Source organism: Sphingopyxis sp. 550A (assembly GCF_053569535.1).
In genome coordinates, this window is the sequence record NZ_CM131615.1 from 4,344,453 (window position 1) to 4,362,781 (window position 18,329).

The 18,329-nt window shown below is 67.2% G+C and carries 17 protein-coding genes and 2 tRNA genes; 8 read left to right on the forward strand and 11 right to left on the reverse strand.

What is annotated here, in order from left to right; all coding sequences use genetic code 11:
• Window positions 1-73: 73 nt before the first annotated feature.
• From ACVENA_RS21080 to ACVENA_RS21105, 6 genes are all read right to left on the reverse strand, one after another.
• Window positions 74-148, reverse strand: a tRNA-Glu gene (locus ACVENA_RS21080).
• Between the two features lie 46 nt (window positions 149-194).
• Window positions 195-270: transfer RNA gene (locus ACVENA_RS21085), tRNA-Glu, on the reverse strand.
• An 80-nt stretch (window positions 271-350) separates the two neighbouring features.
• A complete protein-coding gene (gene recJ / locus ACVENA_RS21090) occupies window positions 351-2,114 on the reverse strand; it encodes a single-stranded-DNA-specific exonuclease RecJ (protein WP_449326934.1) in 1,764 nt (587 codons plus the stop codon).
• Window positions 2,111-3,625 (reverse strand): PH domain-containing protein, encoded by a 1,515-nt coding sequence (locus ACVENA_RS21095; RefSeq protein WP_449326935.1) that lies wholly within the window; start codon window positions 3,623-3,625, stop codon window positions 2,111-2,113. The genes recJ and ACVENA_RS21095 overlap by 4 nt, the downstream gene beginning before the upstream one ends.
• Window positions 3,622-4,149 (reverse strand): PH domain-containing protein, encoded by a 528-nt coding sequence (locus ACVENA_RS21100; RefSeq protein WP_449326936.1) that lies wholly within the window; start codon window positions 4,147-4,149, stop codon window positions 3,622-3,624. The genes ACVENA_RS21095 and ACVENA_RS21100 overlap by 4 nt, the downstream gene beginning before the upstream one ends.
• Before the next feature lie 238 nt (window positions 4,150-4,387).
• The gene (locus tag ACVENA_RS21105; RefSeq protein ID WP_449326937.1) at window positions 4,388-6,349 is read right to left on the reverse strand and encodes an alkyl/aryl-sulfatase; all 1,962 of its coding nucleotides are present in this window, start codon (window positions 6,347-6,349) and stop codon (window positions 4,388-4,390) included.
• Between the two features lie 98 nt (window positions 6,350-6,447).
• Here ACVENA_RS21105 and ACVENA_RS21110 point away from each other — a divergent pair, with 98 nt between their 5' ends.
• Window positions 6,448-6,930: a flavodoxin family protein gene (locus ACVENA_RS21110; RefSeq protein ID WP_449326938.1), complete on the forward strand. Its 483-nt coding sequence runs from the start codon at window positions 6,448-6,450 to the stop codon at window positions 6,928-6,930.
• Between the two features lie 237 nt (window positions 6,931-7,167).
• On the opposite strand, the gene ACVENA_RS21115 is transcribed toward ACVENA_RS21110, so the two are convergent.
• Window positions 7,168-8,199, reverse strand: coding sequence for a TIR domain-containing protein (locus ACVENA_RS21115; protein ID WP_449326939.1), 1,032 nt, complete (start codon window positions 8,197-8,199; stop codon window positions 7,168-7,170).
• A gap of 51 nt (window positions 8,200-8,250) precedes the next feature.
• The gene (gene glpX, locus ACVENA_RS21120) at window positions 8,251-9,225 is read right to left on the reverse strand and encodes a class II fructose-bisphosphatase (RefSeq protein ID WP_449326940.1); all 975 of its coding nucleotides are present in this window, start codon (window positions 9,223-9,225) and stop codon (window positions 8,251-8,253) included.
• 54 nt (window positions 9,226-9,279) lie between these two features.
• Between glpX and ACVENA_RS21125 the strand changes: the two genes are divergently transcribed.
• Window positions 9,280-9,747 (forward strand): hypothetical protein, encoded by a 468-nt coding sequence (locus ACVENA_RS21125; RefSeq protein ID WP_449326941.1) that lies wholly within the window; start codon window positions 9,280-9,282, stop codon window positions 9,745-9,747.
• On the opposite strand, the gene ACVENA_RS21130 is transcribed toward ACVENA_RS21125, so the two are convergent.
• The gene (locus ACVENA_RS21130) at window positions 9,744-11,063 is read right to left on the reverse strand and encodes a homoserine dehydrogenase (protein WP_449326942.1); all 1,320 of its coding nucleotides are present in this window, start codon (window positions 11,061-11,063) and stop codon (window positions 9,744-9,746) included. The two genes, ACVENA_RS21125 and ACVENA_RS21130, sit on opposite strands and share 4 nt — an antisense overlap.
• 265 nt (window positions 11,064-11,328) lie before the next feature.
• A complete protein-coding gene (locus ACVENA_RS21135; protein WP_449326943.1) occupies window positions 11,329-12,141 on the reverse strand; it encodes a hypothetical protein in 813 nt (270 codons plus the stop codon).
• A gap of 341 nt (window positions 12,142-12,482) precedes the next feature.
• Here ACVENA_RS21135 and ACVENA_RS21140 point away from each other — a divergent pair, with 341 nt between their 5' ends.
• From ACVENA_RS21140 to ACVENA_RS21165, 6 genes are all read left to right on the forward strand, one after another.
• Window positions 12,483-13,139, forward strand: coding sequence for an energy transducer TonB (locus ACVENA_RS21140; RefSeq protein WP_449326944.1), 657 nt, complete (start codon window positions 12,483-12,485; stop codon window positions 13,137-13,139).
• A 131-nt stretch (window positions 13,140-13,270) separates the two neighbouring features.
• A complete protein-coding gene (locus ACVENA_RS21145) occupies window positions 13,271-14,026 on the forward strand; it encodes a MotA/TolQ/ExbB proton channel family protein (protein WP_257551551.1) in 756 nt (251 codons plus the stop codon).
• Between the two features lie 120 nt (window positions 14,027-14,146).
• Window positions 14,147-14,665: an ExbD/TolR family protein gene (locus ACVENA_RS21150; protein ID WP_257546503.1), complete on the forward strand. Its 519-nt coding sequence runs from the start codon at window positions 14,147-14,149 to the stop codon at window positions 14,663-14,665.
• 33 nt (window positions 14,666-14,698) lie between these two features.
• Window positions 14,699-15,124: an ExbD/TolR family protein gene (locus ACVENA_RS21155; RefSeq protein WP_257546501.1), complete on the forward strand. Its 426-nt coding sequence runs from the start codon at window positions 14,699-14,701 to the stop codon at window positions 15,122-15,124.
• 258 nt (window positions 15,125-15,382) lie between these two features.
• On the forward strand, window positions 15,383-15,949 hold the full coding sequence (locus ACVENA_RS21160; RefSeq protein ID WP_449326945.1) for a septal ring lytic transglycosylase RlpA family protein: 567 nt from the start codon (window positions 15,383-15,385) through the stop codon (window positions 15,947-15,949).
• A gap of 106 nt (window positions 15,950-16,055) precedes the next feature.
• Complete coding sequence (locus tag ACVENA_RS21165; protein ID WP_449326946.1) at window positions 16,056-16,628, forward strand: superoxide dismutase family protein; 573 nt, start codon at window positions 16,056-16,058, stop codon at window positions 16,626-16,628.
• A 16-nt stretch (window positions 16,629-16,644) separates the two neighbouring features.
• On the opposite strand, the gene ACVENA_RS21170 is transcribed toward ACVENA_RS21165, so the two are convergent.
• The gene (locus ACVENA_RS21170) at window positions 16,645-18,237 is read right to left on the reverse strand and encodes a spinster family MFS transporter (protein WP_449326947.1); all 1,593 of its coding nucleotides are present in this window, start codon (window positions 18,235-18,237) and stop codon (window positions 16,645-16,647) included.
• Window positions 18,238-18,329 lie beyond the last annotated feature (92 nt).

Below are 18,329 nucleotides of genomic sequence, written 5' to 3' on the forward strand. Positions count from 1 at the left end.
GATACCTATACCACAAAAAACCGCAGAAATCAGCCAGTTATGGCATCTTCTGACATCCTCTGGGAGAGGATTTTGGTGACCCCTACGGGAATCGAACCCGTGTTTCAGCCGTGAGAGGGCCGCGTCCTGACCGCTAGACGAAGGGGCCTTATGGTCGGATGTCTGAAAGGGCGAGCCGACCGCCCGCTCCACCGTGGTGACCCCTACGGGACTCGAACCCGTGTTTTCGCCGTGAAAGGGCGACGTCCTAGACCGCTAGACGAAGGGGCCGTCAAACCGGTGAAGCGGCGCCTTAGACGGGCGTTTCCATGCGGTCAAGCGCCGATTGGCCGAGGAGCGGCGGCCGGTCGCTAGTCGGCCCAGGCGGCATCTTCGAGGTGGAGTTCGGCGGCGGGGCGGCTGCCCCAGTCGTCGCGTTTCGCGCGCCCCGCGAGCCACAGCTTGCGCCCGCGCGCATTCAGCAGCGATTGTCCCAATTCGCTCTCGGCGCTGCGGAATGCGATCGCCTTGAAGCGCGCGCCGTCGTCGCCCGCCACGATCAGCCGGACATGATCGGTGCCGACGATCCCCGATTCGACGATCCGCACCGGCCCCGTCGCGACGCGCGGTGCAGGCCAGCCGGCACCATAAGGTCCCGCATTCTCGATCGCCTCGCACCACAGCGGATTGATCGCGCGCGGCGCGAGCACCGCGTCGATCAGCAGCGACCTGTCGCCGCTCGCGCGCTCGACGTCGGCGGCGAGCCGGTCATTGAGGAAGGCGCCGAGCGCATCGACCTTGCCCGCCTCGACGGTCAGCCCCGCCGCCATCGCATGGCCGCCGCCCGCGACGAGCAACCCGGTCTCCTTCGCGGCGAGGATCGCGGCGCCGAGGTCGACGCCCGAGATCGAGCGCCCCGATCCCTTGCCGACGCCATCCTCGTCGACCGCGATGACGATCGCGGGGCGATGCAGCTTCTCTTTCAGGCGCCCGGCGACGATTCCGATCACGCCGGGATGCCAGCCTTGCCCGGCGACGATCGCGACGGGCGCGTTCGCGCACGATAGGCTCGCCGCCATCGCCTCGTCGAGCACCGCCGCCTCGATCGCGCGGCGCTCCTCGTTGAGGCGGCCCAGCTCCTGCGCGATCTCGGCGGCTTCCTGCGGATCGCTCGTGGTGAGCAGCCGCACGCCGAGGTCGGACTTGCCGACGCGTCCGCCGGCGTTGATCCGCGGGCCGAGCGTAAAGCCCATGTCGCTCGCGGTCGGTGGCTTGGTCAGCCGCGCTGCGTCCATCAGCGCCGCCATGCCGATATTGCCGCGCCGTGCCATCACCTTGAGGCCCTGCGTCACCAGCGCACGATTGAAGCCGGTGAGCCGCGCGACATCGGCGACGGTGCCGAGTGCGACGAGGTCGAGCAGGTCGATCAAGGCGGGCTCGGCGCGGCTGCCGAAATGACCGCGCGCGCGCAATGTGCGGAGCAGCGCGGCGCCGAGCAGGAAGGCGACGCCGACCGCGGCGAGATTGCCGTGGATCGCCGCCGCGGCCTCTTCGTCGAGGCGGTTCGGGTTCACCACCGCGAAGGCATCGGGAAGAACGGTCGCGCATTGGTGATGATCGACGACGATCACCTCGACCCCTGCCGCCTTCGCTTCGGCGATCGCGTCGAACGCCTGCGCGCCGCAATCGACCGTAACGACGAGCCGCGACCCCGCCTCGCCGATCTTCACCAGTGCGGCGCCCGACGGGCCATAGCCCTCCATCAATCGGTCGGGGATATAGGCGCCGACCGGAACGTCGAGCGCGCGGAGCAGACGGACGAGCAGCGCCGCCGAGGTCGCGCCGTCGACGTCGTAATCGCCGAAGATCGTCACCACCTCGCGTGCTTCGACCGCGTCGGCGAGCCGCGCGGCGGCGGCGTCCATGTCTCGAAACAGCGACGGGTCGGGCATGAAACCGCGCAGGGTCGGCGCGCGCTGGCGTTCCAGATCGTCGCGCTCGACACCACGCGCGAGCAGAAGCTGCGTGACGAGATCGTCGGGCGCGAGGCTTTCGCCGCCCATCTCTGCACTCGTCCGCCGCCAGTGCCACGGCTGGCCGAGGATCGAACGCGTGATGCCGAGTGCGGCGGTCATGCGCGCGCTCCCGCGGCGAGAATGCGCGCGCGCAGGTCCTTCGCTGTGCCGAGCGGGATGGCCGGAATCTCATGCGCGCCGAGCGCGCTTCCGCCCGGCACCCCGAAAACGAGCGTCGCGAGGCCGAGCGGGCGGAGGATGAAATCGGTCTTGAGGTCGACGCTCTGCACCGAGGCGTGCGGGAGCAGGGTCGTCTTGGGCTTCCAGAAGCCGCTGCGGATCGCGACCATGTCGCCGGTATCGATCCATTGGTGAAAGCGCGCGCCGATCAGCGCAAAGGCCGCGATCAGCGCCGCCGCGACGATGGCGATCCAACCGATCGGCTGGCCGAAGAAGACCGCCAGGCTGCCGCCGAGCGCCGCACAGGCACCGCCGACGAGCCCGCCGAGCGCGATGATCCGGTGGCTGTGCGACCAGGGGCCACTGGGCGCGGGGCGATCGATCGCGACCTCGCCCAGCACCGGGTCGATCTCGGCGAGCGTGCCGAAGGGAATGATCTGATGGTCCTTTTCCTTCTCGCCGTCGCTCGCGAGGCTCTGCAGGCGCAGCTCGTGCCAGCCGAAGCGCTGGCGCAGCCAGCCGGTGACGACGATCGCCGCCTGCACGCGCTTCACCGGCACCGCGACGTCGGTCCGCGTCGTCAGGCCGCGCGTTCGGCGCAGCGCGCGCGGCTCGCGCATCAGGCGGAAATTCCAGTTGGCGAACAGCATCGTCGCGATGCCGCTCGCGAAACCGATGAAAAGAAGCGAGATCGCGGCGCCGAGACCGGCGATCCAGCGATGCGCGAGCAGCCAGTTATCGAGGCCATAGCGTTCGGTCAGGTCGATCCAGTCGACAGGATTGAAGATGTTGAAGTCGAAGGGCAGCAGCCCGTCGAAAAATTGCATCGCGGCGCCGACGATCGCGAGCGCGGCGAGCGAGAAATTGAACAGGCCGGCGATCAGCAGCCGGCGCGGCCCCATCGCGAAGAGCAGCCGGTCTTCGGCAGGAACGGCAGCGGGCGCGTCGGGCGTCGCGACGGCCGCCGGGACGCTGCGGTGCGCGCGGATCGTCGCGCGCAGCGCTTCGGCGGCGTCGAGGCCGATCGCGTCGAGCGTCGCGTCATTCTCCTTGCCGCCGCCCGCGCCAGTTTCCAGCCCCACCTTGGCGATGCCGAGAACGCGCGACACCAGCCCCTGCTCGATGCCGACGTCCTGAATGCGATCGAAGGGGATCGTACGGTGCTGACGCGACAGCACGCCGCTTTCGATGACGATCTCGTCCGCGCCGACCGCGAAGCGGAAGCGCAGCCAGTGGAGCCACGCAAAGACGAGCGAGACCAGAAGGAAGAGGAGCAGCGCGGGGGCGACATAGGCCCATTTGCCCGCGATCCCGATCGCCGCGAGCGCGGGAATGAAATTGAGCGTGCGCGGCCCGAGCTGGACGATCGACAGCGCGAGCGTCGCGGGATGGAGCCGCTGCCAGTGCGGCTCGGCGGCGTCGATTGCGGGCAGGGCGGCGGCGTCGCTCATGCGAAATCGGTCTGGATATGGCGCCGGATCGTCTCGCGCATCGCGGCGGCGAGGTCGGCGCGAAGGCCGGGCAACGTCACCATCGAATTATGGGTGCCCGAGGTGTGGACGACGAGATGCGACAGGCCGAACAGGCGCTCGACCGGTCCCTGCCCGACGTCGATATGCTGGACGCGCACGAAGGGGACGATCGTGTCGGTGCGAAACAGCCAGCCCCGCGCGACGCGCAGTTGCCCCTCGCCGATCTTGAAGCCCCAGCGCGTGACGCGCCGCGCCGGAAAGCTGACGATTACGACGATCGCGATCAGCCATGCCGCGGTGCTGAGCAGCCCGAACGGCCCGCCGATCCGCGGCATCACGAGGATATCGACGAGCGTCACCGCAAGCGCAATCGGCACCAGGGTGAGCGCGGTCGTCACGCGCAGCACATGCACGAAAGCCGGATCGACGGGATCGAGCCCCTCGCGCGCGTTGAGCGCGTCGGGTGCGAATGGGTCGGTGGGCGCTGCAGGGGTTTCGGTCATGCGTAGATATTTAGGAGGATCGCCGCAGACTGAAACCTCTAATTCGGTCTCGGTCTCGGCCGAACTTTCAGCCATCCTCCTTCGTCATCCCCGCGAAGGCGGGGATCCAGCTATTTTCCTCCTCTTTGCGCCTTCGTTCCTTCGTGCGAGCTCATGAAGTCTCGCACGAAGGCGCGAAGAAAGCTGGACCCCCGCCTTCGCGGGGGTGACGAAGACAGGGTCGGCCTCTTCTTCCTTCTTATGGCTCGACCACATGAAAGCGCGGGTCGGCGGGCGGGTGCAGCGCGAACCATGACAGGAAGGCCATTTTGTCGCCGTCGATGCGGATCGCGCCCGACTGGAGCAGCGCCGGGAACGCTGCCTGCCCCAGCATCACATCGTCGAGTATCTTGCGGTCGATGGTGATCGTCGCGGTCGGCGCGGCGTCGGTCACGCCATAGCGCGGAAATTCGACCCCGCCCTCGACCACCACCGCGACCGCTTCCTTGCTGTCGGGCAGCACGAACTGGAATGTCCCTTTCAGCGCCGATCCCTTGGCGGCATCGAACCGCGTCGCAAGCGCATCGAAAAAGACGCCGGTCGGGATCGCGCTGACGAAGCTGCGGCTCTGCCCGTTGCTCGTCGACGCCGCGACCTCGGTACCGCGCAGGCTTGCGGCGGCGGCGAGATAATAGTTTCGCCAAGCGCCCGATTCGGCCTGATAGCCCATCTGGTCATAGGCTGAGGCGAGCGCGCCGCGCGCTTCCTTGTTGGCGGGTTCGGCAAAGACGAGCTTGTTCAAAAGCTCGGCCGCCCAGCGATAATCGCCCGCCGCGATCGCCGCCTGGCCCGCCGCGAGCAGCTTGTCGGCACCGCCCGCGAGCGTGACATATTTGGGCGCCGACTGTTCGGGCGGCAGCGGGTTGAAATTGGCGGGATTGCCGTCCCACCAGCCGAAATAGCGCTGATAGGTCGCCTTCATGTCGTGGTTGAGTGTGCCGTAATAGCCGCGCGTCGAGAAATCGCCCGCCTGGACCGGCGCCTCGGGCGTCTGGTCGGCGAGCTCGTGCAGCGTCGCGCCGCGATTGGCGAGAAAGAGCGTGCGGTCGTGGACATAGCGATAGGCGTCGCGCTGATGGGTGAGCAATTCGCTCACCTCGCCCGTCCCCCAGGTCGGCCAATGGTGCGATCCCATCGCGACCTCAGCGCTGCCGCCCCATTTGAGCAGCATCGCGTCGATCACCTTCGACCAGCGCAGCGCATCGCGCACCTGCGCCCCGCGCAGAGTCAGGATATTGTGGAGGTTGTGCGTCACCACCTCGGTGGTATGTAAGGCCTTATACGCGGGGATATAAAAGACGCATTCGGCGGGCGCTTCGGTGCCGCCGGCGTCCATGAAGTCGAACGCCAGCCCGTCGATGGTCAGCGCGCCGCCCTTGTCGCTCAGCGTCTCGGTCGGCTCCATATAGCCGATCGTCCCCGACGACAGCTTGGGGCCGAGCCCGGTGTCGACCTGTCCCGCCGGGCCGGGGGGCAGGATCGCGCCGAACATATAGAGCGCGCGCCGTCCCATCGCGGCGCCGGCGAGGACATTCTCCGCCGTCGCCTCCTCCGAAAAGCCATGCGGTGCGATGATGCGGACCTTGCCCGCCTTGACATCGGCCGCGCTGACGATTCCGCCGACGCCGCCGAAATGATCGCTGTGGCTGTGGCTGAAGATCACCGCCCTGATCGGCCGCCGGCCTTCCTTCGCCTCGACCGTGTCGGCGAACAATTTCCATCCCGCGGCGGCCGCCTCTTCGGACAGCAGCGGGTCGACGACGATCCAGCCGCTCTTGCCGCGGATGATCGTCATCACCGAAATATCATAGCCGCGAAGCTGCCAGATATTGCCCGGCACCACCTCGAACAGCCCATGGACCGCGTTGAGCCGCGCCTGCCGCCACAGCGAGGGGTTCACCGTGTCGGGCGCTTTCGTCTGATTGAGGAAATCATAGGGACGGCGGTCCCACACCGTCTTGCCGTCCTTGCCCAGGATCACCCCGCCCGGAATCTCGGCGAGCTTGCCGCGCATCACATTGGCCTCGTCGCGCGGGTCATCGAGCGGCAGGCGCTTCGCCAGTTCGGCCTGCGCGGCGCGGGTCGCCTCGCTCGCGGCGTCCTGAGCAAAGGCGGTGGCGGGCAAGGCGGCGGTCAGCAGCAATAGGATCAGTCGGCGCATGTCTCTCTCCCCTGATGTCGTCCTGCTTGCGCCGCGCGCCGCGGCTTGGCAAGCGAAGGCCCTGCAGCGCGGGCAAGCGCAGCATAGAGGATCGGCCGATGGAAGAATGCAAACTTCTTGTCATTTGGCATAGCCGCACCGGCGGCAGCCATGCGCTTGCCGAAGCGGCCGTCGCGGGGGCGAAGGACGCGAGCCTCGTCGCGGCGGACGACGTCACCCCCGACTGCTTGCTCAAGGCGGGCGGCTATCTCTTCGTCGGACCCGAAAATCTCGCCGCGCTGTCGGGGGCGATGAAGGAGATGTTCGACCGCTGTTACTATCCCTGCCTCGGACGGATCGAGGGGCGCCCTTATGCGACGATCATCTGCGCGGGCTCCGACGGCGAAAACGCCCAGCGCCAGCTCGACCGCATCGCGACCGGCTGGCGGTTGCGGCGCGTCGCCGATCCGGTGATCGTGAACACTGCAGCGCAGACGCCGGAAGCGATTCTGGCGCCGAAGACGATCCCGGCGGATCGGCTCGCGGAAGCGCGCGACCTGGGCGCGGCGCTAGCCGAAGGGCTGGCGGCGGGGATTTTCTGAAAGAGGCCGGGCCACTGTAGGGTCCGCTTTGGGGTGGAAAGCGGACGGTGAGGGATGGCGCTGATTTCCCCTCCCGCAAGCGGGAGGGGCAGCGAGACTTACGAACTTTGTTCGTTAGTCGCAGCGGGGTGGGCCCTTCACCGTCGCTGCCCACCCCCGACCCCTCCCGCCTGCGGGAGGGGAGAGGAGCGGCCGCAACCGGTCGAAAGCGGCCGGACTGGCACGAGGCCGGTGGCTCTATTGCCCCTCTTCGTTCCCCAGCGAGGCGCGCTGCGAATCGAGGACGATGATACGCTGGCGCATCGCGTCGGCGACGCAGGCCGCGTCGCCGCAGGTGTCGCGCTGGCCGATGCGCCAGCCGCGCTGCTCGGCGGCGATCTGCTCGCGCAGCGGCCCCGCGGTGCGGTCGAGCTGCTTGTAGGCGCGGTTTAGCTCGCGATCGAGCGCTGCGAGCTCGTCGTCGCCGCAGATCAGCTTCTCGGCGCGCGTCGCGGCATATTTGCAGTTGAAGCTCGGCGGAATCTTCGCCGTCGCCATTGTCTCCGCCGGTGCGGTGGGCATCGTCGCCGCGGGTGCCGCCGTCGCAGGACCCGGCGCGGTCGCGGCCGGTGAAGCGGCAGCGGGGGCCGCCGCTGTCGCAAGCTCGGCCTTCTTTTCCTCGCCGCCGCGCAGGAACAGCATGGCGCCCAGCACCGCGACCAGAACGAGCAGCGCGCCGATCATCAGCGTCTTGGCCGACCCGCCCGAGGATGCGGCGGGTTCCGGGGCGGACGCCTGCGTCAGGATCGCGGCGTGAAGATTGTCGGCAGCGGCTGCAGCCGCCGGCGCTGCGACGGCGGGCTCCGTCCTGTCGGGAGCGAGGGTGCCAGCAAGCTGATGCGCTTTCGCCGCGATGCGCGCGATCGAATCGTCGCGCTTTTCCAGCCAGTCGATCCACTGCGCGCTCGCGAGATGATAGGCGAGATCGTCGGGAACGATCTCCTCGAGCCGCAGCGGAATGATCGCCTTGTGCGCGCTGTCGGCGAGGATCAACTCGCGCTTCACGTGCGGGCTCTTGTCCGACTGGCTGCAGAAGAGGAGGAGGACGCCCGCCGAATCGCGGATCGCCTGCATGATCGCGGTGTCGAAGGCTTCGCCCGGGCCGACGTCGCGCGGCGCGATCCAGCAATCGACGCCGTGGCGCGCGAGCGCCTTCTCGACGTGGAGCGCGACGTCATATTTGCTCGAATGATGGCTGACGAACAGCTTCGGACGCTTTGCTTCTTCCATTTCGCAGTCCCCTCATTCCAACCGTCGCCTTCGTGGGGCGACGGGGATTTGTCACCCCGCGCGGTGCTCGCCCTTGACCCAGCGCACGGTGCCCGACGAGGCGCGCATCACGACGCTTTCGGTGGTCAGCACGCCGCCGCGGCGATGCTTGACGCCGCGCAGCAGCGACCCGTCGGTGACCCCGGTCGCGGCGAAGATCACGTCGCCCTTGGCGAGGTCTTCGAGGTCGTAGACGCGGCCCAGATCCTCGATCCCCCATTTCTTCGCGCGCAGCCGCTCGTCGTCGTTGCGGAACAGCAGGCGGCCCTTGAACTGGCCGCCGACGCAGCGCAGCGCCGCGGCGGCGAGAACGCCCTCGGGCGCGCCGCCCGACCCCATATAGATGTCGACATTGGTGTCGGGATTGGTGGTCGCGATCACCCCGGCGACGTCGCCGTCGGGGATCAGCGCGACGCCGCAGCCGATGCTGCGCAGTTCGCTGATGATCGCTTCGTGGCGCGGCCGGTCGAGGACGCAGACGATGATGTCCTGCGGCGATACGCCCTTTTCGCGCGCAACCGCTTCGACATTCTCGCGCACGCTGTTGTCGAAATGGACGATGTTCGGCGAGAAGCCGGGACCGACCGCGAGCTTGTCCATATAGACGTCGGGGGCGTTGAGCAGGCAGCCTTCCTCGGCGATCGCGAGCACCGCGAGCGCGTTGGGGCCGGCCTTGGCGGTGATCGTCGTGCCTTCGAGCGGATCGACCGCGATATCGATCTTCGGCCCCTTGCCCGGCGCGTTACCGACCTTCTCGCCGATATAGAGCATCGGCGCCTCGTCGCGCTCACCCTCGCCGATGACGATGGTGCCGTCCATGTAGAGGGTGTTGAACGCATCGCGCATCGCCTCGACCGCGGCGGCGTCGGCCGCCTTTTCGTCGCCGCGCCCGATCAGCCTGGCGGCGGCGATCGCCGCGGCTTCGGTGACGCGCACCATTTCGAGCACGAGCACCCGGTCGAGGTTGCTGCCGCTGCTGTTCGTCATCGTCCTGACTCTCCGTCTTTACTTGTCGGCGCCCTTGGGCATGGTGCGCGCCATATGGCCCGTTGCCCCGCTTGTCGAGAATCCTTCGCCCGTTTCGGCGCGGCTTTCGTCGTCTATTGCGTCATCGGCGTGACGCCGCCCCTTGCCGCGCAGACGATCGGCCCGCCCGCGCCGGCGAAAGCGGAGCCGGGGGCCGAAGCGGCGATCGCCCGGTCGCGCGAGATGACCGATCCGGTGCGGCGCTGTACCCCGTCCGACGACGGCTCGATCACCGTGTGCGGCAGCGATACCGAAAGGCACCGGCTGTCGCCCGAATTGCGTGCGATCGCCAACGAAGGCCGCGAGGCGCCGCCGAAGCTCCCGCGGGCCGAAGCCAAGGCGATGAGCCTCGACCGGCTACCCTATAACTGGATGCCGATCGGCGGCCGCTATCCGCGCGGCCCCGAATATAATCCGCTGTACGAAATGGCGAAGCGCGCGACCGATCCCGAGAACGGCGTGCCGGCGGCGCCGGAGAATTAGAGCGCCAGGATCGGCATCCGCATCGGCGCGCCGACGACATGGTCCGACGCGGCGAGGGTCGCCAGCGCCGCCTCGATCGCGCGCGCGGGGCCTTCGTGGGTGACGAGGACGATGACGACGCCGTCATTCTCTTCGGTGCCGCGCTGGATGAAGCTTTCGATCGAGACGCCCGCATCGCGCATCGCGGTCGCGATCTCGGCGAGGACGCCGATGCGATCCTCGACGATCAGGCGGACATAATGCTTGCCGACGCGCGCCCCGGCGTCGGCGACTGGCGCCGCGTCGAGCGCGTCGACCGGCATCGCGAAGGCGGGGCCATATTCGTCGCGCGCGATGTCGATGATGTCGGCGACGATCGCCGATGCGGTCGGCCCCGCGCCCGCACCCGCGCCCTCGAAGAAGAGGCGGCCGACGAAATTCCCCTCGGCGACCACGGCATTGAGCGCGCCGGGGACATAGGCGAGCGGATGATCGGCGGGGACGAGGCACGGCTGGACATGCTGGTAAAGACCGGTTTCGTCGCGTTCGGCCATGCCGATCAGGCGGACGCGGTGGCCGAGCGCCTCGGCCTCGCGGATGTCGGCGGCGATCAGGTCGCGGATGCCCGCCGCCGTCACCGCGTCGATGTCGAGCTTCGTCCCGAAGCAGAGAGCGGCGAGGATCGACAATTTATGCGCAGCGTCGATCCCGTCGACGTCGAAAGTCGGGTCGGCCTCGGCATAGCCTTCCGCCTGCGCGGCGGCGAGGGCATCGGCGAAGCCCCAGCCATCGCGTTCCATCCGCGTCAGGATATAATTGCAGGTGCCGTTGAGGATGCCATAGACGCGCGCGATCTGGTTCGCGGATGCGCCTTCGCGGATCGCCTTGATGACGGGGATGCCGCCCGCGACCGCGGCTTCATATTTGAGCGGCGTGTCCTTTGCTTCGGCGAGCCGCGCGAGGTCCAGCCCGTGATGCGCGATCATCGCCTTGTTCGCGGTGACCAGCGCCTTGCCTGCGCCTAGCGCGCGGCGCGCGAGGGTCAGCGCCGATCCGTCGGCGCCGCCGATCATCTCGACGACGACGTCGACATCGCCCGCTTCGACGAGCGCGTCCATATCGTCTTCCCAGCGATAGGGCGACAGGTCGACGCCGCGATCCTTGTGGCGGTCGCGTGCCGACACGGCAACGATCTCGATCGGCCGGCCGGCGCGGCGCGCGATCAGCGCGCGGTTCGCCTCGAGCAGCCGCACGACGCCGCCGCCGACGACGCCGATCCCCGCGAGCGCGACGCGGAGCGGCGGGCGGGGCGCGGCGGGGGCAGAGGACGGCGACATCGGACACTCCATCGAGACGCGGGATCATCCGCGGGATGCGAGGCCCCCTATCGGCTTTTGGCGTGGAGGCAAGCCCGGACGAAGGTGGAGTCCATATGGTTCACGCGGAGACGCGGAGACGCGGAGAAGAAAAATGCGCGCAGAGGCGCAGAGGTCGCAGGGTCGAAGAGGAAGGGCGGCGAAGCCGCCGATCTTCCTTCTCTCCGCGTCTCCGCGTCTCCGCGTGAACCAATAGCTCGCCTTTCTCCGCATTTGCGATGAACGGCTAATTCCCGACCGGCGGCGTCCGGGTCCGGGTGCATTCGCCGAGCGCGCCGAGGACGACGGCATAATCCGCTGCCGCTTTCTTGCGGTCTTCGGGCGCGGTGCCGGCGAGCTTGCTGAGCGGCAATTGATGCGGCAGGCCGCAGGCAAGGCGATACCAAGCGAGCGTATCGCGCGCCGGCACCGCCGCCGACCCGTCGACGATCTCGCCGAACGCCGCGGCCCAGCGGCGCGATCCGTCGGGGGCGGTGAGAATGGTCAGCGACACCGGCTCGCCGGTCTTCGTATCGAGAAACAATTGCGTCTCGCCTTCTCCCGGCAGCGTGCCGGGGACGTGGAAGCCGTTGGCGACGCCGGTGATCGCGGGCGGCGCGCCGGGTTTGACCAGCTCGGTCAGGATCGCGCGAAGCTGCGCCTCGGTCGCCGGATCCCACGGCAATTGCGCATCGGCGGCGACGAGCTGGACGCTGCCGGTGTTCTTGGCACCGGGGGCGACGCCCGCGACGGGGCGGGCGAAGAGCAGGACCGGCTGCTTCTTTTTGAGCTTCACCGGCTTGCCCCCGGCGTCGAGCGGCAGGTCGACGAGATAGGAGATTCGCGCCGCGAGCGGACCCGCGCCGCGAATCAGGCTGACCACGTCGGCTTCGACATAGAATCGCGCCTGACCCGCTTTCAACCCCGGCGCCCGCTCGGCTTTCAGCGGCGTCGCGCGAAAGATCCGGGCGTGGATCGCCATCGGCGCGATCGTCGCCAGATCGGCGATATCGGCATAGCTATAGGGTGATGATGTTGCCGCCGGTGTCGGCGTCTGCATGGCAGAAGCGCTGATAAAACAGCCGCTTACAACAGAAAAACCCAAAGCGGCAGCCGGCAGGAGCGCGCGCATGATCGAACCACCTTCCATTGTTCGAGGCGCCGGACGGGCGCCAAAACCCCATCATGGGGAAGCGGACATTAACCGCTGATAAAGGGTTTGCGAACTTGTCGCCACCGCGATAGGACGAGCGACGAAGCGTCCGGCGACAACATAAAAGGCCGGCTGCGACGCCGCCGGGTCTGTGAAAGCGCATCGGAAATTATCCGAGCATTTGGCAACCGCACCCGTCGGTGATGGATTTGGTGTCAGGATGATCTAGCAAGGAGCGTCGTCCCTGAATGGCTTATGGTGATAATGTCGACCCTAAAAACAGGGTAGTGGCGATTGTCTTGGTGGGCTTGTTCACGGCTTTGCTGGGCTACGGCCTAGTGAATGGTCTGAACATCAGCATCGTCAAGAAGCTCGCCGAGAAATTGGACGTGGTGGACGTCGAAGAGCCGCCGCCGCCGGAGGAACCCCCGCCGCCGCCGCCGCCGGATAACAAGCTGCCGCCGCCGCCACCGGTGGTGACGCCGCCGTCGCCGATTCCGCCGCCGAACACGTCGAACCAGGTGTCGTCGGTGCCCGAGGCGCCCCCGCGTCCGCCGCTGCCGATCCCCCCGATCGCGGCTCCGCCGGCGCCTCCGCCGGCTCCGGACATGAGCGCGCCCGGCAAGCCGAAGGGCAACCCCAGCAACTGGGCGAGTTCCGACGACTATCCGGCGCGTGCTCTCCGCGAGGAACGTCAGGGCAGAACGGGATTCCGGGTCGCGTATGATGTGAGCGGCAAGCCGACGGGCTGCGACGTCACTTCGTCAAGCGGCCATGCCGATCTCGATGATCTGACCTGCAAGCTCATTATGCGGCGTGCGCGGTTCACCCCGGGCAAGGATCGTGCAGGTAACCCCTCAGGCGGGAGCTTCAGTAGCACAATCACGTGGCGGATTCCGAAGTGATTCGCCGCCGGGAACTCGCATATTTCAGTCTTTTCATACCGTTTTGAATATTTTGAGAGGGAATAACCACCATGTTTAACCTGATTGCAAACGCTGCCGCGGGCGCTGCGGCTCCGGCCCACGAAGCGGGGATGTCGCTCCTTCCCGCGTCGGTCTGCGTCGTGAAGGAAGGCCAGAACCCCTACGGCCTGCTGCCCGCCCTGTGCGAAGGCGGCATCGTGTCGCAGGTCACCTTCCTGGTCCTGCTGATCATGTTCGTCGGCACGCTCTACATCCTGTTCACCAAGCTGTTCGAACAGAATAAGGTGATCAACCAGGGCAAGGCGGTCGACGCGAACTTCTGGCGCGCCCCGACGCTCGCCGACGGCGTTTCGAAGCTCGAAAAGAACAGCGCCTATCGCCAGGTCGTCGAAGACGGTCTGCGCGCCAACGAAGAGCATAACAAGCTGACCGATCCCGTCGAATCGCATGACTGGATGCACGGCACGCTCGAGCGTTCGCAGAACCACATCAACTCGAAGCTCAACGGCGGCCTCGCCTTCCTCGCGACCGTCGGCTCGACCGCTCCGTTCGTCGGTCTGTTCGGGACCGTTATCGGCATTCTGCGCGCCCTCGTGAAGATCGGCGCGTCGGGCCAGGCCTCGATCGACACCGTCGCCGGCCCGGTCGGTGAAGCGCTCATCATGACCGCCATCGGTCTGATCGTGGCGGTTCCCGCGGTGCTCGCGTTCAACTGGCTTCAGAGCCGCAACAAGTCGATCGCGCGTCGCCTGTCGACCTTCTCGAACGATGTGCTCGGCTCGATCATGTCGGGTGGCCAGGTGAAGCCGGCCGTGGTGGCTGCTCCGGCCAAGGCCGCTCCGGCTGCCGCGCCGAAGAAGGCGTAAGTCTGCGGGCCCCGTGCCGTCGCCCCTTGGGCGGTGCGTACGGGGCCGCTGGACGACGCGGGCGCCAGGCGGCCTCCGCTTCGCTCCATGACAGTAATTTTGTGACAGGATGCTAATCCTATGGCGATGAGTGTAGGCGACAAGGGCGAAGATGCCCCGATGTCGGACATCAACACGACCCCGCTCGTGGACATCATGCTTGTGCTGCTCATCATCTTCCTCATCACGGTTCCCGTGGTGCTGAAGACGGTGGAGCTCAAGCTGCCCGACGTGGTCTTTGAGCCGACGACGACGAAGCCCGAAAACGTCAACCTGTCGGTCCGCTCGGCGGATACCGATGGCGATGGCTTGCCCAATGCCGACAGTTCGGCATGTGAAGTTTACTGGGGCCAGACGCCCGTCGATTCCAAGCAACTGCTCGATCTCGGGCAGAAGAAGCTCGAAAAGCTGATCGCGGATATCGGCGGCGTGCAGAATATCACCGAAGATAACTTCCCCGAAGTGCATATCCGCGGCGACGTCAACACGCCGTACCAGTGCATCGGCGGCGTGATCTATACGATGCAATATGCCGGTTTCCAGAAGATCGGGTTCATTTCCGAACCGGTTGCTGGCTCGGGCACGCTGGGCCGCCTGTAAGGGCGCCCGGCGAGAATGAAGGAATAGACCTCTATGTCTATGGCAGTTGGAGATCGGGACGAAAACGAACCGATGATGGACATGAACACGACGCCGCTGATCGACGTCATGCTCGTGCTCCTCATCATGTTCATCATCACCCTCCCGGTCCAGACCCACGCGGTGAAGATCGACTTGCCGGTTCCGACCGACGCGAAGAACAACGTCGATCCGGAAAAGAACAAGATCACCATCGATCCCGCGGGGACGATCGCGTGGAACGGTTCGCCCGTCGATCTGGCGCAGCTCGCGCAATTTCTGGAACAGACCAAGGCGCTGCCGGTCGAACCCGAATTGCAGGTTCAGCCCGATCCCTATGCGCGGTATATCACCGTCGATCGCGTGATGGCGGTCGTGAAGCGCAGCGGCGTCGGCAAGCTGGGCTTCGTCGGCAACGAACAATATGCGCGCGTCTTCTGATCCTTGATCCGAAGCGTAAGCTCAAGGAAGGGCCGCGAAGCGATTCGCGGCCCTTTCTTTTTGGGTGATCGGATGGAGGGTTTCGACCGAACCCCGTCATCCCGGCGAAGGCCGGGATCTCGCCGGTGCGACATGGCGATAGGGTGAGATCCCGGCCTTCGCCGGGATGACGGGAGCCGTTAGTAGATGTCCGCTTCCCACCCCAAAGCAGACACAGGGACTTTATCCCAGCGCGGGCTGCCTGTACCAAGATGCCCGATGAACCGGCGCTTTCCGCTTTCCTCCCTGACCCTGATCCCGGCGCTGCTGCTCTCCGCCTGCGCCGGGGGCAATTTTCGCCCCGTCAGCGACGTGCCGGTGCGGATCGGCCCTGCCTATACGGTGCGCGGCGCCACCTATGTGCCCGCGGCGGCGCCCGGCTATGACGCGATCGGCACCGCGAGCTGGTACGGCAACGAATCGGGCAACCGCACCGCGAACGGCGAGCAGTTCCGGCCCGGCTGGATCACCGCCGCGCATACGACGCTCCCGCTCCCGACCTATGTCGAAGTAACCGCGCTCGACACCGGGCGGCGGATCATCGTGCGCGTCAACGATCGCGGGCCGTTTGCCGGCGGCGGGCGGATCATCGACCTGTCGCGCGGCGCCGCCGAACAGCTCGGCATCCGCGCGCAGGGCCACGCGCCGGTGCGCGTCCGCCGCGTCGAACCGGCCGAAAAAGACCGCAAGCGGCTGCGCGAAGGCAAGCCCGCCGCGGCGTTGCCGCCCGTCCCGCCGCAGGAGCTCAAAAGGCTGCGGATGCGGCTTTCGGCGGGCGGTGGTTGATGCCTTGGGCTTATCTGCTTGGAAGCGGTGGAATTTGCAGGCATCCTCGTGGGGATCGCAGGGCGCGGTGCTCGCGCCGGATTCGCAAAAGAAATGGAGACGAGAGATGATCCTTGCTTCACGTCACGGACGGACGCTTGCGGCGGTGCTGGGCGCGGCAGGCGCGCTGGCGCTCGCCGGCTGCGCGACCATGGGCGGCAAGCCGGTGCAGAAGCTTCCGGCGGCGGACGCTTCGGCCCAGCTGACCGATGCGCGCGGCGCCGACCGCGGCCGCGCCGATTTCTACAAGACCGACTCCGGCCTTCGCGTCGAACTCGTCGCGCGCGGCTTTGCTCCGGGCACCTATGGGATGCATATCCACGCCGTCGGGCAGTGCACGCCGCCCGGTTTCACCAGCGCGGGTCCGCATTGGAACCCGACCGGCGCCCAGCACGGCCGCGACAACCCGATGGGCGCGCATCACGGTGACTTGCCGAATCTCGTGATCGAACCCGATGCGATCGGCCGTGCGACGCTGAACCTCGTCGGCACGCGGCTGACCGGCGAGGGCGGGCTGATCGACGCCGACGGCGCCGCTTTCGTCATCCACGCCGGTCCCGATGACATGAAGACCGACCCCGCCGGCAACAGCGGCGCACGCGTCGCCTGCGGTGTGATCGAGCTTCCCACCGCCAAATGACGGCGACGCGGGCGGGTCAGACGGACTCGCCTGCGTCCCGCGCGCGCTTGACCACCGAAGCGGCCGCGATGGGGACGCTGCGATAGGCGATGAACAACGCGGCCAACCCGGCCGGCACGATGACCAGTGTCGACAAGACGCCGGTTGCCAGACTACCGGTCATTGCCGAGACCTGTCCCGCCATATAAGGCCCCAGTGCGAGCCCGACGAGCGTCGTCGCGAGGAAGAAGGTCGCGGTCGCGGTGCCGCGCATCCGCGGCAGCACCAGATCCTGCGTCGTTGCCGCCGCGGCGCCGAGCGCGCTCGACGCGAGCAGCCCCGCGAGCGACGCGAAGAAGACGAAACGGACGAAATCGCCGGTCCCCGGCTCCGATTGGGTGGTGAAGGCGACGACGATCGGCAGGATCGGCGCGATCAGGCCGAAGATCACGACCAGGATGCGCCCTGCCTCGTTTCGCTGCCGCAGCCAGTCGGACATGCGCCCGCCGAGGATCACCCCCAGAAAGCCCGCGAGAGCGCCGCAGCCCCCGACCCACAGGCCGACGGTGCCCGCGTCCTCGCCCAGTACCTCGAGCGCATAGATCGGCGCGAAGGCGCTCGACGCATAGGAGAGGAAGGCGACGGTGCCATAGCCGAGGATCGTCGCGAGAAAGGCCTTCGATTCCCAGATCAGCCCGAAGGTCGGGCGGTCGCGGCTTTTCAGCGAACTCGCCCAGGAAAAAACGGCATAATAGCCGAAGGCGACGCATATCCATTGCAGCGTCGCGCCGGTGAGCGAAATCATCGCCGCCGCGACAAGCCCCAAAATCGCAATCGCGCCGGCGTTGATCAGAAAGGCCCGCGAACCGCGCAGCGCCGCCGAGATCAGCGTGAACGGCGGAATGATCGCGAACAATTCCTCGAAAAAGCCTTTGAAGGGCGTCGGCGATGCCTGGGTCGGAATGCCGTCGACAAGACCGCGCACCGGCTCGCGCAGCGTCGCGACCCACGCCGCGAGCAACAGGCCGGGGATGCCGACCGCCATGAACGCCGCCTGCCAGCCGACGAGGCCGAAGGGGCCGCCGTCCGGATAGGCCTCGTTCCAGCCCTCGACGATGAAGCCGCCGATCATCAGCGAAATACCGCCGCCGAAATAGAGACCGGCGGAATAAATGGCGAGCGCGGTCCCGCGCATGTTCTTGGGAAACAGGTCGGAGATCAGCGAATAGGCCGAGGGCCCGGCGGTCGCCTCGCCGATGCCGACCCCCATCCGCGCCGCCGCGAGCTGATAGCGATTCGCGGCGAGCCCGGAGACCGCGGTCATCGCCGACCAGATCGCAAGCCCGACGGTCAGCAGCCGGACGCGGTGCCAGGCATCGGCGAGGCGGCCGAGCGGAATGCCGAACAGCGCATAGAAGACCGCGAATGCCGTGCCATAGAGAAAGCCGATGTCGGCGTCGTCGAGCCCGAGGTCGCGCTTCAGGTCGGGCGCGAGGATCGTGATGATCTGCCGGTCGATGAAATTGAGGACATAGACGAGGAACAATATACCGAGCGCATACCAGGCATAGGGCGACGCCTTGGTCGGCGGGGTAATCGCGTCGTCGCTCGCGCTATTGCTATCGGCCATCTGGCAAGTCGCTCCCTCTTCTCTTATCGTTTGTGCCATGGCTAGCAGAGCCGGGCGAAGGCGCAAGTTGAAAGTCGGTTCACCTTTGCGCG

Bases quoted from the DNA above. Each gene is read 5' to 3' on its own strand.
- ACVENA_RS21145 (WP_257551551.1), top strand. From the start codon at position 13,271: ATGTCGCTCCTTCCCGCGTCGGTCTGCGTCGTGAAGGAAGGCCAGAAC.
- ACVENA_RS21100 (WP_449326936.1), bottom strand. From the start codon at position 4,149: ATGACCGAAACCCCTGCAGCGCCCACCGACCCATTCGCACCCGACGCG.
- ACVENA_RS21155 (WP_257546501.1), top strand. From the start codon at position 14,699: ATGTCTATGGCAGTTGGAGATCGGGACGAAAACGAACCGATGATGGAC.
- ACVENA_RS21115 (WP_449326939.1), bottom strand. From the start codon at position 8,199: ATGGAAGAAGCAAAGCGTCCGAAGCTGTTCGTCAGCCATCATTCGAGC.
- glpX (WP_449326940.1), bottom strand. From the start codon at position 9,225: ATGACGAACAGCAGCGGCAGCAACCTCGACCGGGTGCTCGTGCTCGAA.
- ACVENA_RS21150 (WP_257546503.1), top strand. From the start codon at position 14,147: ATGGCGATGAGTGTAGGCGACAAGGGCGAAGATGCCCCGATGTCGGAC.
- ACVENA_RS21110 (WP_449326938.1), top strand. From the start codon at position 6,448: ATGGAAGAATGCAAACTTCTTGTCATTTGGCATAGCCGCACCGGCGGC.
- ACVENA_RS21140 (WP_449326944.1), top strand. From the start codon at position 12,483: ATGGCTTATGGTGATAATGTCGACCCTAAAAACAGGGTAGTGGCGATT.
- ACVENA_RS21130 (WP_449326942.1), bottom strand. From the start codon at position 11,063: ATGTCGCCGTCCTCTGCCCCCGCCGCGCCCCGCCCGCCGCTCCGCGTC.
- ACVENA_RS21135 (WP_449326943.1), bottom strand. From the start codon at position 12,141: ATGCAGACGCCGACACCGGCGGCAACATCATCACCCTATAGCTATGCC.
- ACVENA_RS21095 (WP_449326935.1), bottom strand. From the start codon at position 3,625: ATGAGCGACGCCGCCGCCCTGCCCGCAATCGACGCCGCCGAGCCGCAC.
- ACVENA_RS21165 (WP_449326946.1), top strand. From the start codon at position 16,056: ATGATCCTTGCTTCACGTCACGGACGGACGCTTGCGGCGGTGCTGGGC.
- ACVENA_RS21105 (WP_449326937.1), bottom strand. From the start codon at position 6,349: ATGCGCCGACTGATCCTATTGCTGCTGACCGCCGCCTTGCCCGCCACC.
- ACVENA_RS21125 (WP_449326941.1), top strand. From the start codon at position 9,280: ATGGCCCGTTGCCCCGCTTGTCGAGAATCCTTCGCCCGTTTCGGCGCG.
- recJ (WP_449326934.1), bottom strand. From the start codon at position 2,114: ATGACCGCCGCACTCGGCATCACGCGTTCGATCCTCGGCCAGCCGTGG.
- ACVENA_RS21160 (WP_449326945.1), top strand. From the start codon at position 15,383: ATGAACCGGCGCTTTCCGCTTTCCTCCCTGACCCTGATCCCGGCGCTG.
- ACVENA_RS21170 (WP_449326947.1), bottom strand. From the start codon at position 18,237: ATGGCCGATAGCAATAGCGCGAGCGACGACGCGATTACCCCGCCGACC.